Source organism: Gemmatimonadota bacterium (assembly GCA_040388625.1).
Lineage (GTDB): Bacteria > Gemmatimonadota > Gemmatimonadetes > Gemmatimonadales > Gemmatimonadaceae > Fen-1247.
Genome location: JAZKBK010000019.1, coordinates 1 through 16,889, shown reverse-complemented (window position 1 = coordinate 16,889; position 16,889 = coordinate 1). Strand labels below are relative to the sequence as shown.

26 protein-coding genes are annotated in these 16,889 nt (G+C 65.5%); 18 read left to right on the top strand and 8 right to left on the bottom strand.

The features are described 5' to 3' along the window. The first annotated feature begins 519 nt into the window (after positions 1-519). The 17 genes from V4529_17480 (at position 520) to V4529_17400 (ending at position 13,564) form a co-directional block, all read left to right on the top strand. Positions 520-1,065 (top strand): hypothetical protein, encoded by a 546-nt coding sequence (locus V4529_17480; GenBank protein MES2360137.1) that lies wholly within the window; start codon positions 520-522, stop codon positions 1,063-1,065. A gap of 44 nt (positions 1,066-1,109) precedes the next feature. Then, the gene (locus V4529_17475) at positions 1,110-1,373 is read left to right on the top strand and encodes a hypothetical protein (GenBank protein MES2360136.1); all 264 of its coding nucleotides are present in this window, start codon (positions 1,110-1,112) and stop codon (positions 1,371-1,373) included. Beyond that, positions 1,342-2,871: a DUF3854 domain-containing protein gene (locus V4529_17470; GenBank protein MES2360135.1), complete on the top strand. Its 1,530-nt coding sequence runs from the start codon at positions 1,342-1,344 to the stop codon at positions 2,869-2,871. The genes V4529_17475 and V4529_17470 overlap by 32 nt, the downstream gene beginning before the upstream one ends. Positions 2,872-2,999: 128 nt before the next feature. Then, complete coding sequence (locus tag V4529_17465) at positions 3,000-3,134, top strand: hypothetical protein (protein ID MES2360134.1); 135 nt, start codon at positions 3,000-3,002, stop codon at positions 3,132-3,134. Further along, positions 3,131-3,328, top strand: a complete 198-nt coding sequence (locus V4529_17460; protein ID MES2360133.1) for a hypothetical protein — start codon at positions 3,131-3,133, stop codon at positions 3,326-3,328. Before V4529_17465 ends, V4529_17460 begins: the two co-directional genes overlap by 4 nt. 190 nt (positions 3,329-3,518) lie before the next feature. After that, positions 3,519-3,731 (top strand): hypothetical protein, encoded by a 213-nt coding sequence (locus V4529_17455; protein MES2360132.1) that lies wholly within the window; start codon positions 3,519-3,521, stop codon positions 3,729-3,731. Between the two features lie 24 nt (positions 3,732-3,755). Continuing rightward, entirely contained in the window at positions 3,756-4,259 is a 504-nt protein-coding gene (locus tag V4529_17450) for a hypothetical protein (protein MES2360131.1), read from the top strand. Positions 4,260-4,396: 137 nt separating this feature from the next. After that, entirely contained in the window at positions 4,397-4,543 is a 147-nt protein-coding gene (locus V4529_17445; protein MES2360130.1) for a hypothetical protein, read from the top strand. Between the two features lie 430 nt (positions 4,544-4,973). Continuing rightward, entirely contained in the window at positions 4,974-5,441 is a 468-nt protein-coding gene (locus tag V4529_17440; protein MES2360129.1) for a hypothetical protein, read from the top strand. A gap of 468 nt (positions 5,442-5,909) precedes the next feature. After that, positions 5,910-6,125, top strand: a complete 216-nt coding sequence (locus tag V4529_17435) for a hypothetical protein (protein ID MES2360128.1) — start codon at positions 5,910-5,912, stop codon at positions 6,123-6,125. 250 nt (positions 6,126-6,375) lie between these two features. Continuing rightward, positions 6,376-7,392, top strand: a complete 1,017-nt coding sequence (locus V4529_17430) for a hypothetical protein (protein ID MES2360127.1) — start codon at positions 6,376-6,378, stop codon at positions 7,390-7,392. Next, positions 7,389-8,369: a hypothetical protein gene (locus V4529_17425; protein MES2360126.1), complete on the top strand. Its 981-nt coding sequence runs from the start codon at positions 7,389-7,391 to the stop codon at positions 8,367-8,369. Before V4529_17430 ends, V4529_17425 begins: the two co-directional genes overlap by 4 nt. Positions 8,370-8,392: 23 nt before the next feature. After that, positions 8,393-8,905 (top strand): HNH endonuclease signature motif containing protein, encoded by a 513-nt coding sequence (locus tag V4529_17420; GenBank protein MES2360125.1) that lies wholly within the window; start codon positions 8,393-8,395, stop codon positions 8,903-8,905. Beyond that, entirely contained in the window at positions 8,890-9,528 is a 639-nt protein-coding gene (locus tag V4529_17415; protein ID MES2360124.1) for an NlpC/P60 family protein, read from the top strand. Before V4529_17420 ends, V4529_17415 begins: the two co-directional genes overlap by 16 nt. Before the next feature lie 21 nt (positions 9,529-9,549). Next, complete coding sequence (locus V4529_17410; protein MES2360123.1) at positions 9,550-9,777, top strand: hypothetical protein; 228 nt, start codon at positions 9,550-9,552, stop codon at positions 9,775-9,777. Between the two features lie 7 nt (positions 9,778-9,784). After that, entirely contained in the window at positions 9,785-11,800 is a 2,016-nt protein-coding gene (locus V4529_17405; GenBank protein MES2360122.1) for a type IV secretory system conjugative DNA transfer family protein, read from the top strand. Between the two features lie 63 nt (positions 11,801-11,863). Next, a complete protein-coding gene (locus V4529_17400; protein ID MES2360121.1) occupies positions 11,864-13,564 on the top strand; it encodes a hypothetical protein in 1,701 nt (566 codons plus the stop codon). A gap of 3 nt (positions 13,565-13,567) precedes the next feature. On the opposite strand, the gene V4529_17395 is transcribed toward V4529_17400, so the two are convergent. Beyond that, positions 13,568-14,029 (bottom strand): helix-turn-helix domain-containing protein, encoded by a 462-nt coding sequence (locus tag V4529_17395; protein MES2360120.1) that lies wholly within the window; start codon positions 14,027-14,029, stop codon positions 13,568-13,570. An 86-nt stretch (positions 14,030-14,115) separates the two neighbouring features. Between V4529_17395 and V4529_17390 the strand changes: the two genes are divergently transcribed. Next, complete coding sequence (locus V4529_17390) at positions 14,116-14,412, top strand: hypothetical protein (GenBank protein MES2360119.1); 297 nt, start codon at positions 14,116-14,118, stop codon at positions 14,410-14,412. 136 nt (positions 14,413-14,548) lie between these two features. On the opposite strand, the gene V4529_17385 is transcribed toward V4529_17390, so the two are convergent. From V4529_17385 to V4529_17355, 7 genes are all read right to left on the bottom strand, one after another. Next, entirely contained in the window at positions 14,549-14,941 is a 393-nt protein-coding gene (locus tag V4529_17385) for a hypothetical protein (protein ID MES2360118.1), read from the bottom strand. Between the two features lie 12 nt (positions 14,942-14,953). Next, complete coding sequence (locus tag V4529_17380) at positions 14,954-15,112, bottom strand: hypothetical protein (protein ID MES2360117.1); 159 nt, start codon at positions 15,110-15,112, stop codon at positions 14,954-14,956. Between the two features lie 102 nt (positions 15,113-15,214). After that, positions 15,215-15,421, bottom strand: a complete 207-nt coding sequence (locus tag V4529_17375) for a hypothetical protein (GenBank protein MES2360116.1) — start codon at positions 15,419-15,421, stop codon at positions 15,215-15,217. After that, entirely contained in the window at positions 15,418-15,633 is a 216-nt protein-coding gene (locus V4529_17370) for a hypothetical protein (GenBank protein MES2360115.1), read from the bottom strand. Before V4529_17370 ends, V4529_17375 begins: the two co-directional genes overlap by 4 nt. Before the next feature lie 86 nt (positions 15,634-15,719). Beyond that, positions 15,720-16,016 carry a hypothetical protein gene (locus V4529_17365; GenBank protein MES2360114.1) on the bottom strand — a complete coding sequence of 99 codons (297 nt, stop codon included), beginning with the start codon at positions 16,014-16,016 and terminating at the stop codon, positions 15,720-15,722. 245 nt (positions 16,017-16,261) lie between these two features. Then, positions 16,262-16,612, bottom strand: coding sequence for an SWIM zinc finger family protein (locus V4529_17360; protein MES2360113.1), 351 nt, complete (start codon positions 16,610-16,612; stop codon positions 16,262-16,264). Beyond that, positions 16,609-16,809: a hypothetical protein gene (locus V4529_17355; GenBank protein MES2360112.1), complete on the bottom strand. Its 201-nt coding sequence runs from the start codon at positions 16,807-16,809 to the stop codon at positions 16,609-16,611. The genes V4529_17360 and V4529_17355 overlap by 4 nt, the downstream gene beginning before the upstream one ends. Between the last annotated feature and the right edge of the window lie 80 nt (positions 16,810-16,889).

The following is a 16,889-nucleotide window of genomic DNA, read 5'->3' as shown; positions in this document are numbered from 1 at the left end:
ATCTACTCCTATTGTCGCCTAACAGCGTGCAAGTGTCAACACTCTGACAGGGATACTTGCGTGTATCTGCTACTATCCGTGTATGGCAGACGACCCCCTACTGACGGTGCCGGAGGTGGCCGCGCGGCTTCGGTTGAAGCCTGAGACGGTGCGCCGCTGGCTGAGGTCAGGCCGACTGGCTGGGATCAGCCTCGGCAGCGATCACGCCGGGTGGCGCGTTCGCGAATCCTCACTGGCCGCGTTCCTGGAGCCGAAGCAACTCGAGCTCCCGAAGGATGAGCCAAAAAAACTGGCGGCGTGACCGAGTCGAAGCGTCCACGCCGCCAGCCAAAGCCGCGCGACCCATGACAGCGACACGCGCGGCGAAACGAATCGTAGACCCCAGCGGCTGGGCAGTGGCTGGCTAGTGGCCAGTGTCAAGCGCTGTGACGCCAGATGACACTTGCGTGACGCCTCATGCGCTATCCCCAAGTGCGAGACATGCCGCGTAAACAGCCGCGAAACCAACACGGCGAGGTTGTGCTGACGTTCGCCCAGGCGCGCGGCAACCACGACGCGCTGCTCCAGGTCCTGCACGAGCGCCGACACGAGAACGCGCTGCGCCAGTTCGAGCTCGCGGCGCTCGAGTATCAGGAGCTGCAACGACTGGGCCCGCTCACCACCTGGGACGAACGAGCCGGACAGGCCGAAGCGGCCGCGGTGTATTCAGCGCTCGCCGCGTGCGCGTTCATCCTGTTCAACGATCACCGCATCCAACGGCGCTTTCCGCATCCGAAGGATCTCCACCGAGCGCTGACTCAAGAAATGACCCGTCTGTTCAACCAGACGCTGATCTTCCCTGGCCTACACGAGGGTCGCGTTCAAGGTACGAATCCCGGTACCGCGTTGCCGAACAGACAGAACCACTCGGACGGGTGGATCGCTCGCCGCGATGAACAGGTGCGGGCAGGCTGGCCTAAAGCGCTAGGACAGCCGAGCGATATCGAGGTCGCCGGAGCGATCCCGATACCACCCCGCACCTATCGACGTTGGAAACAGCGTCAGCACGAGGCCAGGAACAAATAGGTGGCCTTCATGCTGCCGAACGCCTGTGCGTCAATGATCTGGTGATGGACGAGGTCTACGAGACCAAGGTGCGATTCCATGACGAGCAGACGTGGGACGACATCTGTCGGCTCGCTCACCTGACGGGTATTCGCTCACCAGCCAAGCAGATCGTTGCGCTGGCCATAGCCAGACTGCCGATCGCGCTCGCCGCCGCGGAGGCGCTCTCCGCAGGACAAAAAAAGACCTCGACCGCCGAACTTATCCACGGCAAGGCGGTCGAGGCCGGAGACCTGGATGCAGCCGAAGCATACAACCAAGACGCTTGAAGTATCGCAGGACACGTCAAGAACAGGCGTACTAGCCGAGCGGCACCTGCGCGAGCTGCGCGACGCCTCGGGCATCAGCGAGGACGTGATCGCGGAGCGCGGCTATCGGACCGTGACCGACGAGGACGAGCTAATCGCTCTGGGCTTCGCTGACTATCAGGCACGGCCTGGGCTGCTCATTCCGCTGCATGGGCCGGATGGCTCGAACAGCCGGTACGCGCTCAAGCCGAACGAGCCACGCGTCGGCAAGGACGGCAGAGCGCGCAAGTACGACTATCCCGCAGGCCAGTCGCCGATTCTGGACGTGCCGCCGCGATGCCTCGATCAGATTGGCGACGCGAGTGTGCCGCTCGTGTTCACCGAGGGGGCGAAAAAAGCCGATTGTCTGGCCGGGATGGGGTACTGCGCCGTCAACATCTGGGGCGTTTTCTCCTGGGCGCACCGCGACCACTCGCGGCCTGCCTTCGACCAGAGCGGCGAGGCGAGCGGATTGCTGGCGCTCACCGACTGGCAGCACATCCCGCTCGACGGACGCTTGACCTATCTGGAATTCGACAGTGACGCCTGGCGCAATGCACACGTCGCGCTGGCATTGCGCCGACTCGCGAACTGGCTGACACGTCAGGGCGCACTGGTCTACATCGTTCACCTGCCCGATGAGCCGGACGGCTCGAAAAATGGTGCCGACGACTACACGGCGCGGTACGGCGACCAGGCGCACGAGCAACTGATGATCGACGCCGAGTCGTGGGGATCGATGGGCATGGTGCGCCAGCTCGAGGCTCGTGTGCGCGAACTTGAGGAAGAACGCGCGGCCATCTTCAAAGTGCTGCACAACGCCGACCTGACCGCCGGCGAGCGCATCGTCGCCGTCAGCGCCGTTTGCCAGACACAGTCACGGATGAGCCGTGGCCATCAGGGGCCGATCCGCGTCGTCGTCGACGCGCCGAAGAACCCGGCGAACCCGAACGACCAGGAGCGCGTCGGCCTCGCGGCCGACGTCGGCCTCAGCAAGAACACGGTGCGACGGGCGCTGGATCGGGTGTTCGCCGACGACGCCCCGATCGTCAAGCGGACCGTCTACAGCCAGAACGCCGACGGCGCACCTCGCGCGCACATCGAACTCGAGTCGAAGTGCATGACCGGCACGCCTGGCATGCTCTGGGCGCTTTCACGCCACGCTCCGCCGAAACCTGAGCCGAAGGTTGCGCGGCCGCGCTGTCCTATCGACGAGCCTCACCCGCACAAGTTCACCGAGACGTGCACCGTGACGGGCCTCGTGGAGGAGCACGAGCGGAAATTGCCTGGTACCCAAAATGAGTACCAGGGAGAAGAGCCCTCGTCGAGTGTGCCTCTGTCCCTTTCGTCGTACGAGGACGGCACCAAAATGAGTACGGGGGGCGTCGACGAGGGCGACGGGCACCGGCACTGCGAGTGCGGGCAGTGGCTCTACCCGGAAGAGGACCGCTGCGACCAGTGCGCGGGGGTGGCCTCGTGAGCGTGCGACACGACGCATGTTCACGGGAACATCAGACGTTCCGTGCGGCGGCCAGGTGTGTCTACGGTGGTGTCGTGGTCCGCAACACCGAGGACGGACCCTTCGTCTTGCTCTCAGAGTGCCCAGGCATGCTCACGTTGACGGTGTGGCCGACACTCGCCCAGGCAGACGCAGAAAAGCGCCTGCTCGATTCGCTCGGTTGTGGCGGTCGTTGCGGTGGCCGCCATCACATCACGTGGGTCGACACGGAGCTCGCCGCATGACCGAAGACGTCGACATGCCGCGTCCGTGGTGTGCGGCAAACGGCCGACCGTACGGCGGGTTTCATACGCTCCTGTCCAGGGTCGGTTTCATGGTCATCGAGCCCAGTGGCACGATCCTCCAGTTCTGCGACACAGACTGCCTCGTGCGCTACTACGAATGGCGCGAGGCGAAAGCCCTGGCGGGTGGAGCCTGATGGTTACTCACACGCCACCGGCGCCGTGCAGCCAGTGCGGTCGAATCACGGCGCCGCAGGTCCTGCATATCGTTCGCGGCGCTCGCACACAGAAGTTATGCGAGTCGTGCTGGCGGAAGCATTTCGAGGTCATTAGTACGGCTCGGCCGGTCTACGTCGACATCGACTGGCTCGGTCCCAGAGGTGCCGCGTGACCGCGGTGTACGCGCGGCGAAGGCCAGGACGCTGCGAGCCATGCAACAAGGTTGCTTTCCATTCGCGCGGTGATGCTGAACGTTTTCTCAAGCACGAGTACGACTGGCTGCTCGCGAGCGGGACGATTCCCGAGTTGCTCGTCGTCTATCCCTGTCCCGCTGAATCCGGCTTTCACCTCGCACGGCGCCGGAGAAACGATCCAGACTGACGGATTGGAGGCCATCACCACGCCATGAACGATCTGGAATATCTCGACACCACCTTCGAGTTCTCATCCGTGGGTGCGGTTCGGCAGGAATCACATCCGGCTGAGGACAAGCATCAGACGAATGCCGAAGACGCCGACTTCGACTGGTGGACCTTGCAGGTCGACGCGGCGCAGACCCAGGACCAGCTCGAGAACTTCATCGGCAGCGAGCGGGCGCGTAAGGGCTGGCTAGCCTTCGACGAGCAGCAACGTGCCGAGGCGAAAGCGAAGATCGACGCCGCGGTCAAACTCAGAATGGAAACCGCTGACTGGCTGCGTCAGGGCGAGGCCGAGTCACGACAATTCAAGTTCGACCAGGAACGCGAGAAAGATCGGCTACGCATGCTCCGGAGCCAGGCCGAACTCGAAGCGAAGAAGGCGCCGTACCGGGCCCAGCTCGAGGTCCTTCGCGGCAAACGCGCATTCCACAACCTCAGCGGCAAGGAAGCGCTCGAACTCGAAGCGCTCGAACGCTGGTTGCATGGGTGAGCGTTTGTGAGGGCTGCGGCCAGCCATTCCATGCCAAACGTAGCGACGCCAGGACGTGCGGAAAAGCAGCCTGTCAGAGTCGTGTCTATCGGCGCGCTTTGCATGATTTAGCAACTGCGCCAGCCAATACGGAAATCGTGCATTCTGACCTGGCGCAACTCCAGTATCGAGCGGAATGCCTCCGCACCAAACGGATCTACAACGTCATCGCACCGAAGGAAGCTTTGGAGCTCGCCGAGATCGAGCAATCGCTTAGCGCGAACAGCCGGGTGCGTCGTTTCTGATGGTCCCGATCGGATTGAGAGACGTCGGTTCAGTCCGCCGATATTCTCAGCGGCACTCACTCGCGGAGGACGATGCTGCTCCGCGTGTCACTGCTGTGTGGTCGTACGCATCCGATCGGGACCTCTCTCGCGGTGCGTGGAGCGTCCTGCTCGGGCGCGGTGGAAACCAGGGACGCGGGCTCGCTTTACCCTGCATCTCTGGTGGCACCTCCAGGATTGATCCATCTCCTGTGTGCCACTTCACCGCGTCCGAGCCGGACGCTCCACCACGACTGACCGTACGTCCAACTGGACGTCCAGCGGCTGACAAACACCAGTCATTCCACTGACCTCAGACTGCCCCTGTCCGGGCGTCCGATGCGTTAACATATTGTGACGCTTAAGCTTCCGGCCTCTGGCCCACTCAAGTCGGTGCGGGCGGAAAACACCGATGCAACGTCGTACCCAGATTGCACAGAAGACGTTCCTGGCGATGCTGGAACGGACCGCCAACATCACCGCATCGGCGGAAGCTGCCGGTGTTACGAACCAGTGCATCTATCTGTGGCAGGAAAAAAGCGATGAGTTCGCCGCGGCGTGTCAAGCAGCCCGCGAATCAGCCTACGACCGCCTGGAAGCCGAAGCACTCAGACGCGCAGTAGACGGCGTAGTCCGGAAGCGACCAATTGTCGTGGGTCGCGAGGTCGTCGACTACGAGATCATCACCGAGTACAGCGATCGGCTACTCGAGGTCTTGCTCAAGGCCTGCCGGCCAGATAAGTACCGAGAGCGGCAATCGGTCGAACACAGCGGACCAGGCGGAACTCCTATCGCCTTCGACGCGGTAGATCAGCGATCAGCTCTGGCGGACCGAATCGCGAGCCTCGTTGCCCGAATAGATCCGCCGCCACCAGACTGACGCTTCGCTGCGTCTGCTTTAGAAACTAAGCGCGCCTTCGCCGCGGCGTGGAATCGTGGAAACGTCAGCGAGTGCTCGACGGTCGGAAACCAGGAAACGTTTTCAAAACGTTGTTGCAGATTGATGTCTCAACGCGCCCGCGCTACGTGCGAGGCTCGTCGGCGAACGGCGTTTTGTCCTTCTCACACCACAGCGCTGGTCGCATACACCACGCGAGGCGTGGTCGCGGGACAAAGTCAGAGAACTGCGAATGTACGATAAGAAGAGTTATCACGCTAGTCCAACTGAGAATTGCCAACCAGCAATTCACCGCAGATAACTTCTCCCGCGTGAATACTGAATGAGCAGGTTCGGGTTCTCCAGAAATTGAGGTCGCGAGTTACTTCTGCTGCCAGCACCTCCCACGACTATCCCTTAATTGGCTTTGATTCCTGTAGGGTGTAGAATCAGAAGGATTGGAGCACCCCGATGGGTCGTGGTGGCTTACGTGCTGGAGCGGGGCGACCGCGCAAGCCGGATCCTCTCGTTCTTCGAGATGTCTATCTGGAGCAGCGGCAGATAGACCTGATCAAGCAGAAGGCGGGCCTCGACGGCACCACGTTCGGGCAGGCGCTTCGCGATCTGCTGAACCGCGGGGCAAGAGCAGCTAAGCCGGTGGCTGACGCTGGAGATCCGCCGGACTGACGCCGAGGGCTTCGGCGAGTTTCCGCACGGTGAAGACTTGCAAGGGCTGGCCGGACTCGCCGCGGTGGACGGACATGCTGCCGACGCCGGCGGCTTTGGCGAGCTCCACCTGGCGCAGGGCCCGTTGTAACCGCCAGTAGCGCAGCGATGGCGTCAGGACGGTCGCGGCGCCAGGCACTGCGGAGCCGATGGTAAGAGGCTGGTGGACGCCCACTGAGCCGTAAGACTAGCATGTGCCAGGGATTTACCAGTGGTTCACCACCTATCCGGCGTCCTTCTCGGCCTGGTGCTGGTCCTGGCGACGGCTCACGCGGCGTCGGCGCAGAGTCGCACGCCGCCCGAGGCGACGCAGCACGCGCTCGACGAGCTCGCCAACGCGATCGCGCAGCACAAGATCACCGTGACGCCGACGCCCTCGCCGCCGCCGACCTCCACACCGCGGCCGAGCGCGACGTCCGCGCCTGTCCCGACTGCCACCGACCCGCCCGAGGATCCGCCCACGGCCGAGCCCGTGCTGCCATTCGGCGCTAATCCGGTGGGCGGCTACCTGCGGCCGACGACGCTACCGAATCCCGCGCTGTACGAGCTCGCGCTGCGCCAGGGTCGCTGGGACGTCGACCTCGGCGGCTGCGGCCTCGTCGGCGTGTGGTCGCCCGTGTGGATGTTCACCCAGGAGACGAACGTCGTGCTGGCCGGTGTGGACTATTTCGCCGAGCTGGACCCCGCGCTCACCTGTCCCATTGTCGGCGCGAGCTGGCACTCGGACACGCCGTGCGCCCAGGACGACGACGGCCGCTGTGACGTGCAGCAGGACGGCGGGTACTGGGACGCGCAGCCGCAACCCACCGATCCGCCGGCCGCCGAAACTGGTGCACCAGTTGGTGCACCACCACCGACACCGACGCGCGTGGTCGCTCGCGCCGCCGTGCAGGCCGCGGCGGCTCAGCCACCCGCGCCGCGGATCGTGTATCAGACGGCACCGACGCCGGAGCCCGTCATTGTCACCGTGCTGGCCACGGTGCTGGTGGTGCCTACCGCAACACCCGCGCCGACTCGGACGCCGACGCTACAACCCTCACCCTCGTCGACGGCGACAGCGCTCCCCACATCCACTCAGGTGCCAACCCTCGAGCCGACGGCGACGCCAGGGGCCAGCGTGCAGCAGTCGTCGCTGCCGGCGGGTGGCTTCGGCTTCGCTGGATTGGGGCTGGGTGCGCTGGCGGTCGTGGCCATGATCTTCAAGAACCGCAACCGCGAGGACGTATGAAGCGGTTGGCGCTGGCGTTCGTCCTGGGGTTGCTGGTCGCGCCGGCGCTCACCTTCGCGCAGTCACTCCCCGCGCCCGTGGTGCCGCCTATCGAGACGCACACCACCGTGACGCAGCAGTTAGTAGCGCCACCGCCCGATCCGAAGGTCGTCTCGGAGTCGGCCGTCGAGAGCTCGCAGGCGATCCTGGTGCAGATCATCGCGCCCACGCCCGTGCAGTGGGCCAACGGCATGCTCGGTCTGCCGGACGTGTGGCGCACCACGCCGCCTGACCTGTCCTACAACAACCCGACGATCCGCGGCCTGGCCGAGCAGATCCGCCTGGCGGCGTTCGTACTGATCGCGCTGGCGGTCTTTGGCATGGGCGCGTCGCACGCGATGGGTGGCGGGCAACCGATGCGCTGGGGGCGACTCTTCGCCGCGGTCGTGCTGAGCGTCGGCAACCTGGTGTGGTGGCAGATCGGCATCGACATCAACAACGCGATCAACACCGTCATCAGCGCGCCAGATATGGCCGGTCTGCTGAAACCGCAGCTCCAGCTACCAACCGCATCGCCCACCGACGCCGCGGCGTCGGCCGTACCCGCGCTGTTGCTGATCGTCGTCTACGCCGTCGTGGCGCTGCTGACGCTGTTTACGTTGCTGATGCGCCTCGGGCTGATCGACGTGCTGATCGCGTGCGGCAGCCTGTTTCTGCTGGGCTTTGCGCTCGAGCAGACCGAGTCCTGGGCCATGGGCTACGTGCGCGTCGCGGCGGGTCTGGTGTTCTCGCAGGTCCTCATCGTCATCGGCCTGAAAACGGCGAGTGTCATCAGTTCGCTGGGTACCGGCGTGGTGGGCGTGCTGCTCGGCATCGTGGTGCTGCTGTTGATCCGAGGTCTGCCTGGGCTGTTGTCCGGCATGCAGATGCCAGGCACCCACGCCGGCGTCATCGGCCGCCTGATCCAGTTCGCCGTGCTGAAACGGATAGCGCGATGAACTGCGCGTGCAACTGTGGACGCATGGCAAAGCCTGGACGGCGCTATCTGTCCGGCCACAATCCCAACAAGCATCGCCGGCTCCCGATCGAGCAACGGATCGCGGCATACACAGTTGAGGCAGGCGAATGTTTGGAATGGACCGGCCCGCGTAATTACAGCGGGTACGGATACATGAAAATTGGCGCGCGAAACGTCCGCGCGCATCGCATCGTCTGGGAGTCAGCGCACGGGCCAATTCCGACAGGCTTGTTCGTGCTGCACTCGTGCGACAACCGCTGGTGTGTGCGACTAGCCCACTTGCGTCTCGGCAGCCATGTCGAAAACATGACCGACCTGCGAAATCGTGGGCGCGGCAGAACATCCGACAAGCGCGGCGAACGCAACCCGGCAGCCCGCCTCGACGAATGGATGGTTCGCGAAATGAGGGCGGCGCACGAGAAGGGCGTCAGTTTGCATTCGCTCGCTGTGCTCACGGGGTTGGACATGGGCCAGGTCGCCGCGATCATTGGTCGCCGCGCGTGGGTGCACGTATGACCTGGCTGTGGTGGCTCGTCGCAGGAGTCGTTGCTTTTCTTCTCCTGTTTATCGCCCCCTTGCTGGGGTACTTTGAACAGCCGTTTGCGCCGTGGTGGCTGCAGGGCAATAGCGGTGAGTCGTTACTCACGACTAACGGCTCCGAGGGATCCGCCCCCCTCGTGGGCCCGGCACCGGCAGCAGTTGCGCCGCCGGTGGATACCGCGCCGCAGGCGCAGGGTGCCACGGCGATCACGACGGTACTGCTGCAATTGATTCAGCCGTGGCTGGGCTCGCCCTACGTCTTCGGCGGCAACGGGCCCGCCGGCCGCGGCGTCGACTGTTCGGGATTCACGTTGCGCATCTACGCGCAACTGGGCGTCAGTCTGCCGCGAACGGCGCAGACGCAATTCAACGCCACCGCCCGCGTCAGCGACCCGCAACCGGGTGACCTGGTGTTCTTCAAAGCGACGTACGACTCGCCTGACTTCATCACCCACGTCGGGATCTACATGGGCGGCGGGCGCATGGTGAGCGCCGTTGAGCCCACCCTCGGCTGGGCATCCCTGGACACCGCGTACTGGCGCGCGCACCTGGCTGGGTACGGACGGGTGCGCCTTCCTTCGCCACCGACCCAGGCCTGACAACACGACAGGAGGTCACGCATGTTTGGAAGTCTCGGCACGCTCGTAACGGGCATCATCACCTCGGCCATCGACACGCTCGCCGTGCCCATCGTCGCGGCGGGGCTCTTCGCCGGTGGCGCGACGTGGGCCATTGGCGATCATCGCGCTGGTCGCAGCATCGTTATTGCCGCGCTGGTCGGTGGCGCGGTCATGCTCCTGGCGCTCACCCTGGCGCAATCGCTGGGGAGTGTCGGCCTGGGTCACTGACCCGGCCATGATCGAGGCCCCCGCCGCACAGACCACGCTCGTGGTGCCCACCGAGCTCGAGCGTGAGGATGCCTTCGCGGACATCGCCGTGCTGTTCGGTGCGGGGCTCGTCACCTGGTGGTTATCGCTGCACGGTCTGGCCGCACTCGGCATCCCGATCGTGCTCGGCGCCGTGGTGTGGACGCTCACCGGCGAACCAGTGACGGACGTGCCCTACCTGGGCGCGCTCGCTGCCAGTTTTCGCTCACGCCTCGGCCTGCGCCGCGCGCACGAGTGGGTCCAGGCCTGGTGGCATCACTTCGGCGTCGCGACCTGGCCGACGACGTGGATCGCACGGCATCTGCCACGGCGCAAGACTGCGCCGGCGCCAGCGACAGTACGTATCGCGGTGCTGCGAGTGGCGCCTACGGTGAACTACGGCATGGCCTCGCCGCGGGAACGTGCCGACGAGGCCGAGTCGCTGGCGCGGGTGTTGATGGGCCTGTCGCATCGCGTCCAGGTGATCGGCGAGGCGCACGAGTTGTCCGACGTGCGCGACTGGCCGCAACCGCCGGTGTTGCAGCGACGCTGGTTGGTCGTGGTGCGCGCCACCGACGACGTCGAGCTGGCCTGGCGCGTACGCACCGTCACCCGCGCGCTCGAGGGTGTCGGGTTGCGCTGTGAACCGGGCGTGCTGCCGATCGACACACGGCCGGTCACGATCTATCCCGACTGTGTGCGGGTGGGTGACGAATGGTGCGCCACGCTGGTGCTACGGCGTTGGCCGCGCGAGGTATCACCCGGTTGGCTCGGCCAGGCGCTCGCCAGCGATCTGCCGGTGCACGTGGGGATTCACGTGATGCCGCAGGACCCGCAGCGCATCGCGCGGTTCCTGAAAAAGCAGCAATCCTGGCAGACGGACTACGGCCTGCGGCACGACGCGGGTAACGAGCTCGGCCGGCGCGACGCCGAGGTCACGCGCCAGCGGCTGATCGCCAGGACCGACCGTCCGGTCAAGGTCGCCGTGGTCCTGACGGTCTGGGCGCCGACTCGCGACGTGTTACGCCAGCGCGTGCAGACGCTCGGGCACGAGATCGGCCTGGTCCTGGGCGATGTCCGGTTGGCGAAGTACGAACAGGACGTCGGCCTCGAGGCGACGTCGGCAACGGGACGCTGCCGTCTGCTCAGCGTGTGGCACACACTCGACTGCGCCAGCGTGGCCTCGACGTGGATCATGCAGCCGGGCACGGTCGACCACGCGGGCGGCGCCGAGCTGGGCACCACGCGTGAGGGCGGCATGCTGGTCAAACTGGATCCGTTCGACCCGTCGCTCGAGTCCTTCGGCGGCGTGGTCGTCGCGAAGGTCGGCATGGGGAAAAGCTTCCTGTTGAAGCTGCTGGCGCGTCGACTGCGCGGCGTGCAACTGTTGATCGTCGAGCAGCGCACGCCGGCGGAGTATGGCGACATCCCCGGTGCGCGCACGCTCAACCTGGCCGACGTCAAACCCGCCGAGCGGGCCCGCGTCCTGCGCGCGTGGATAGATGAGGTCTGGGCCGAGGCAAAAGCCGATCCGCGGCCGAGGATGCTGATCCTCGACGAGTTGTGGTCGCTGTTGCGCGACCCGGAGGTCGCCGAGCTCGTCGAAGAGATCGCGCGCATTGGCCGCCATCACTGGCTGTCGCTGTGGATCGCCACCCAGCAGGTGCGCGAGCTGCTGAAGAGCGGCCAGGCGGTGCTCGACAACGCCGCCATCAGGATCTACCTGCGTCAGCACGATCGTGACCTTGACGACCTGGCCGAAGCGGTCGGGTTGCCCGTGCCGTCGCGCCGGTTCCTGCGCGGCGCGGGGCGTGGCCAGGCATTGCTCGACTGTGGCGGCATGCTCGTGCCGCTCGACATTCAGGCCACGCCAGACGAGCATCGCGAGATCACCACCGACCCGAGAGAAAAGGAGGCGCTACGCCGTGGATCTGAACACCCTGGAAGTCTGGGCAGCGATCGTCGCAACGGTCACGCTGCTGATCCTGTGCCCACCCCTGCGTAAGGTGCTGGTCATCCTGGTCGTGGCCGTGCTGATCCTGCAGTGGCTGGCCGAGATTTTCAGCCCGTGGCCCTCCCAGGACTGAGCGGCGCGCTGCTGCCGGCCGCGCTGCTGGCGCTATGGGCCCAGCCGAACGGCAAGCTGGCGCTGGGCTTGCTCGTGGTGGCTGGTCTGCTGCTGGTGTTCACGCGGCCTCGATCTGAGTCGACTCGCCCCCAGGCCGCGGCCGCCACGAGCACCGCTCCGGCGCCGGCGTGGGGCGGGCCCAACATCGTCGAGCGCTGGCGCTATGCCCAGCCCGTCAGTGTGGGCGGCGCGACCTTCGATCGCGCCTGGCGGCACATCGGCATCATCGCCACCACCGGCGCGCGCAAGAGCACGCTGCTGGCCATGCTCGCCGACCAGCTGCGCGTGCCCGTCGTCATCATCACCGGCGACCATGCGCCGCCGCTCGAGAACTGGGTCCAATCAGTGGGCGGCGTGGTCTGGAAAGCCCGCGGCGACATCAGCTGGTATCCGTGGGGCGGCCCGCTCGAGCTCGCGGCGCAGCGGGTGGAGTACATGTTTCCGAGCAATGGCCAGGACGTCGGCGTCCACCGCTCGATGTTCAAACAGGCCGCGCGTCAGGCGTGGCTCACCGCGGACGAACGGGGTGATGTCCGCACGCTGGCCCAGGTCCTGGCCGTGCTGCCGAGCGTGGCGAAAGGCCAGTCGTCACAGACGATGGTGGAAAACTGGACGGCTCGACTGCGCGAGATGGAGCAATCACTCGGTGACTCGCTAGGCGCCGACCTCGACGTTGTGGAGACGCTGCGCGCCGGCACCAGCGTCATGTTCTCGCTGAACGCCTTTCAGGACACGAGCAACCGCGCCAGGTTCGCGCAGATCGCCATCCTGGAAGCTCTCCGCGCCGCGGAGACGCTCGGCAATATCGGCGTCGCCATCGACGAGGTCGGCCTCATCGGCGGCGAGCTCTTCGGCGACGCGGTGCGGACGTTCAGGGTGCGCAAGGTGACCGGGCTGTTTGCCAGCCAGATCGCCGAGGACTTTCCCAGCGAGGTACGCGGCAACGTGGCCGTGTGGTTCCTGGGCCAGCAGTCCGGCGGCGACAAGCGCTCGAGGCAGTGGAGTTCCGACGCCACCTTCGGACTGGTGCCGCCCGAGGCATTCGGCGAGCACGCGCTACCCCACGGCCGTTTCTACGTCGTGGCTGGCGGCCGCGTGCAGCAAGCGAGCGTGCCGACGTGGAAGCCCAGGAAGCCCAGGAAGTCCGGTCCCGTTCGAACGGGACCCATGGCGAACGAAGAACGGGACGGCACTTCCGTGCCGCGCTACCGCGGGGTGTTGGCGTTGCCGCCTGGGCGTCGCGTGACCGTCATCGAGGTGCCGACCGTGCCGGCGTGGCTGGACACGTCTGACGGACGCCGTGTGTGGGAGCGCGCCAGGTTCGGCGATCCGGACTATCCCGACTGCTGGTTGTCGACGTATGGCAAGAACACCTCAGGGCGCCCAAAGTTCAGCGCGATTGATCCAGTCGACGGTCGGTACAAAGACGGCCAGGTTGTCTACCGCTGGGTCTGGCAAGTGCGGAATGGGCTGGTCCCGGACGGCTACGTGCTGGGTCATTACTGCCAGGAACACGGCGCGATCGGGCCCAACGAAACCTGCTTCAACCCTGAGCATCTGCGACCTGAGCTCGAGTCTGAGAGCACGAAAGAACGCTGGGCCCGCTGGCGCGTCGAGCGGTCCCGCACTCGGACTACTTGACTGTTACTGGGTAACAGGCGAGGTACGCCAGAACTGCCACCACGCGCGCGCGTACGCACGTGAGGGCGCAGGCCCGGTAGGTGTAGACGTGTTGCCGGGATCGTTGGCGTAGCGCTCTCCCAGAGGCGTTTCTGACGGTGTCGGCAGCGCAAGTTGCGCCTCGAGGTTGGCGTTGCGTTCCTGCAGCGAGCCGACGAGGCCGGCGAGATCGCGATTCTCACGCTGCAAGCGGTCGACCAGGCGTACGAGCTCGGTCATACCCGCGGACATGTCCGTGACCGCGTGGCCATTGGTGGTCGGACTGACCGTCCGCGTGGCCAGGAAGCGGTCAAGGTCCTGACCGCTGACCGTCCAGCCGTCCGCGGTGCGGGTGCCGGCGAGTTGGCCCGAAGCCAGGTAGCGTCGGACAGTACGCTCGGACGTAGCCAGCCTCGTGGCCGCGTCGTGGACAGAGATATCGGCCATCGTTTCCGAGGCTATGGCTCGACCTGGTCTCATGAGACCAGGTCGAGCGCTACGGACGCGGCACGGTGATGTGTTGAAATGAGTCCGTGAATCGGTACGTCGTTGGCGAGGTGGTGTTCCTGGAGGCCTATCTGACGGACCCGGCGACGGGCGATCCCCACGATCCGACGACGCAAGACCCGTGCGACGACCCGACGATCGTGCTCACCGTTTTTGCGCCTGACGGCACCAACTCGGTAGCCAGCCTGACGCACGTGTCTACTGGCACGTATACCGCCCACCTGACCGCGAATCAGGTGGGGCAGTGGGAGTACGCCACGAACTCGACGGGCGCGGCCGCGTCCGCCGCCAAAGAGCGGTTCTTCGTCAGCCCGGTCCCCTAGCCTGCGACTCCTGGCAGAGAGCGAATTAGCCTCACGTGAGGCTAATTCCGAGGCGTGAGCGCTACGGCTGCGCCTCGGTGATGCCACGTGCAAGCGTGCACACACGATGACGTGCATGCACGGTCGTTGTGCGAGGTCAGGTCCCGTCTGGTGCGGCCTGCCGCACCTGTTGGTCTGTATGTAGCTGATCGGTCAGCATGGCCAGGGCCGCGGTCGTGGCATTCAACTGATCGACAAGCCGCTCGTTCGATGCGCGTAACGCCGCGACCTCGTCACTGAGTGCCGCGAGCTGCTCGCTGGTGCCCTCATCCGGTGGCGGCGAGCATGCGTCGTAGACACCGTCAGCGTTCGGAATGCACCCAGTGACGAACGCCCTCGTTCGGTCGATCCCGGTAGGGTCGGCTCTGCCGCAGATGTAGGAGCGATCGACAAAAATCTGGCACCGGTAGCCAGCGTAGGCCGGCTCCGGCGTGGGGGTGGGCGCTGGCTGTGCGAACAGCGCGGCAGCGAGGACGATTGCGGCAAGCATCGGTACTCCCTTTTACAGCCGTAGCCACGAGCCGACCGCGACGCCGGTTGCCCACGCCGCGGCAAGTAGGAACGGCCAGTAAACCTGATCGCTCGGTACGAAGAACAGCAGGCAACACAGCGCGACCGTGACCGCGCACGAGCCGATGACCGCGAGGGTGTGCCGCCTCATGAGCGGCGCTTCTTCTGTCTCTTCACCCACATCGACGTGAGCAACAGCCCGAGGACAGCACCGCCGCCGATGTAGACGATCGTCTCCACGACGGTGAGCACCTCAGGCATCCTCGAGCGCCTCGAGGCGGGCTAACAGGCGTTGCGCGGCGAGACTTGCGCCAGCGAGGTGCACGACGGCTCTCTGAGCGACCGGCACCGAGGGCGGCTCGACGGTCATGTCGAGCAACGCGTTGGACGCCTCCGCGGTGTGCCGCAGCGCGTTCGCCAGATATCTGTCGGCCGATTCGTCGCACCCGTGCTCGGTCACGAGCAGATCTCGCGTCCGAACAGCCAGCGTTCCGCGGCCCACCGGCGGGTGAGTTGACGGCCGCGCTCACTTGGCCAGTAGCGGGCCTCGTCGTCTTCGGCGGGCGCGGTGGATGGCCGGAGCCATGCAAGCTCGCCACTGGGCAAGCGCTCTAAAACCAGATCCAGGGGTGGCTGGCCGGCTAATGCGGCGGCCGTAGACTTTGTGTGCATCACTACTCTCCCGAGGTGGCGGTGTGAATGGCGGCCGGGGCGTTGCGAGCTCCCCGGCCGTCGTGCGTATAGACAGGGGCGCTCAGTCAGTCGGTGGCATCGCCTCCCTTCTCTAGCCATTTGTCGATCTGGTCCGCGACGGCAAACACGAGGCTGATCCTGGCGTCCTCGTGCGATGTCACAGCCGCGGCGACAAGCTCGGCGGCGCACTTCATGGCGACCTGACGACGGATCGAACGCTCCTTATCGGGCGATGACGCTGGGCGGCCATTGCTCCGCGCGTCGCGGTGTGGTGTGCCGTCAGGGTTGAAGGGGCGCCGGCCGTTCTCGGTGTCCTGCCAGACGAGTGGGGCATCGCACGTACGACACGTGGATTGCGCCATCAGGCGCACTCCTCGCAGAAAGCGAAGCAACCGGCGCCAGGCTCGCCAGCGTAGCGGCAGTCGTGCCGCTCGTCGTCGTAGTCGTCAGGTGTGCGGCAACCGTCGCACGGGCCGGCGAGTTGCTGGCGGCAGTCATCACACACGAGGCCGCGCGACTCGTGGCAAACCGTGCAGAGCAGCGGTCCGCGTGGGCGAACGTCGATACCGACGCCGCACCAGTGACAAGCAGGGGTTGTCGTCATGGTTCAGTCCTTTCCGTAAATCTGGCTGTAGCGCTCTGCGAGGCGGCGCTCCGCGTCGGTCTGCCACGACAGGTCGCCATCCTCGTGACGCACCAGCGTCAACACCGGCCGGCTGGCAGCGCGAACGTCGGCTACGTGCTTCGCGACGGCGGCGGTGTGCCAGCAACGTCGGCCGCGGCGCCCTGCGGGACAGGTGCACTGCGTCGAATTCGCGAAGTAGTAGAGGTTTGGTGTGCTGGCGCTGGGGATGCCGTACGCGACGGCTCGACCTGACTGATCGCGGACTTTCAGCCACTGGCCGGGATCGTTGGCGAGCTGCTCGGTCTTCTCGCGGCGGTCGGTTGTCATGGTCATGACCGCGCCTCTCGTTCGAGACGATCCAATTTGCCGTTGAGCCAGATGACCTTGCCCTCTGCTTGGCGGTAGCCTGGCGTGCCCTTGGCGTAACCGCAGGTGTGAAGCTCTTCAATCGCTGTTTCGCGCTCTGCTCGCAATTCGTCGATGAGTGCTCGCAGCGTGGTGGCGGCGAGGTCTTCGTTGGTCATCGTCATGTCTGCCGGCGTTTCCTCTGCTCTTATCTACTCCTATTGTCGCCTAACAGCGTGCAAGTGTCAACACTCTGACAGGGATA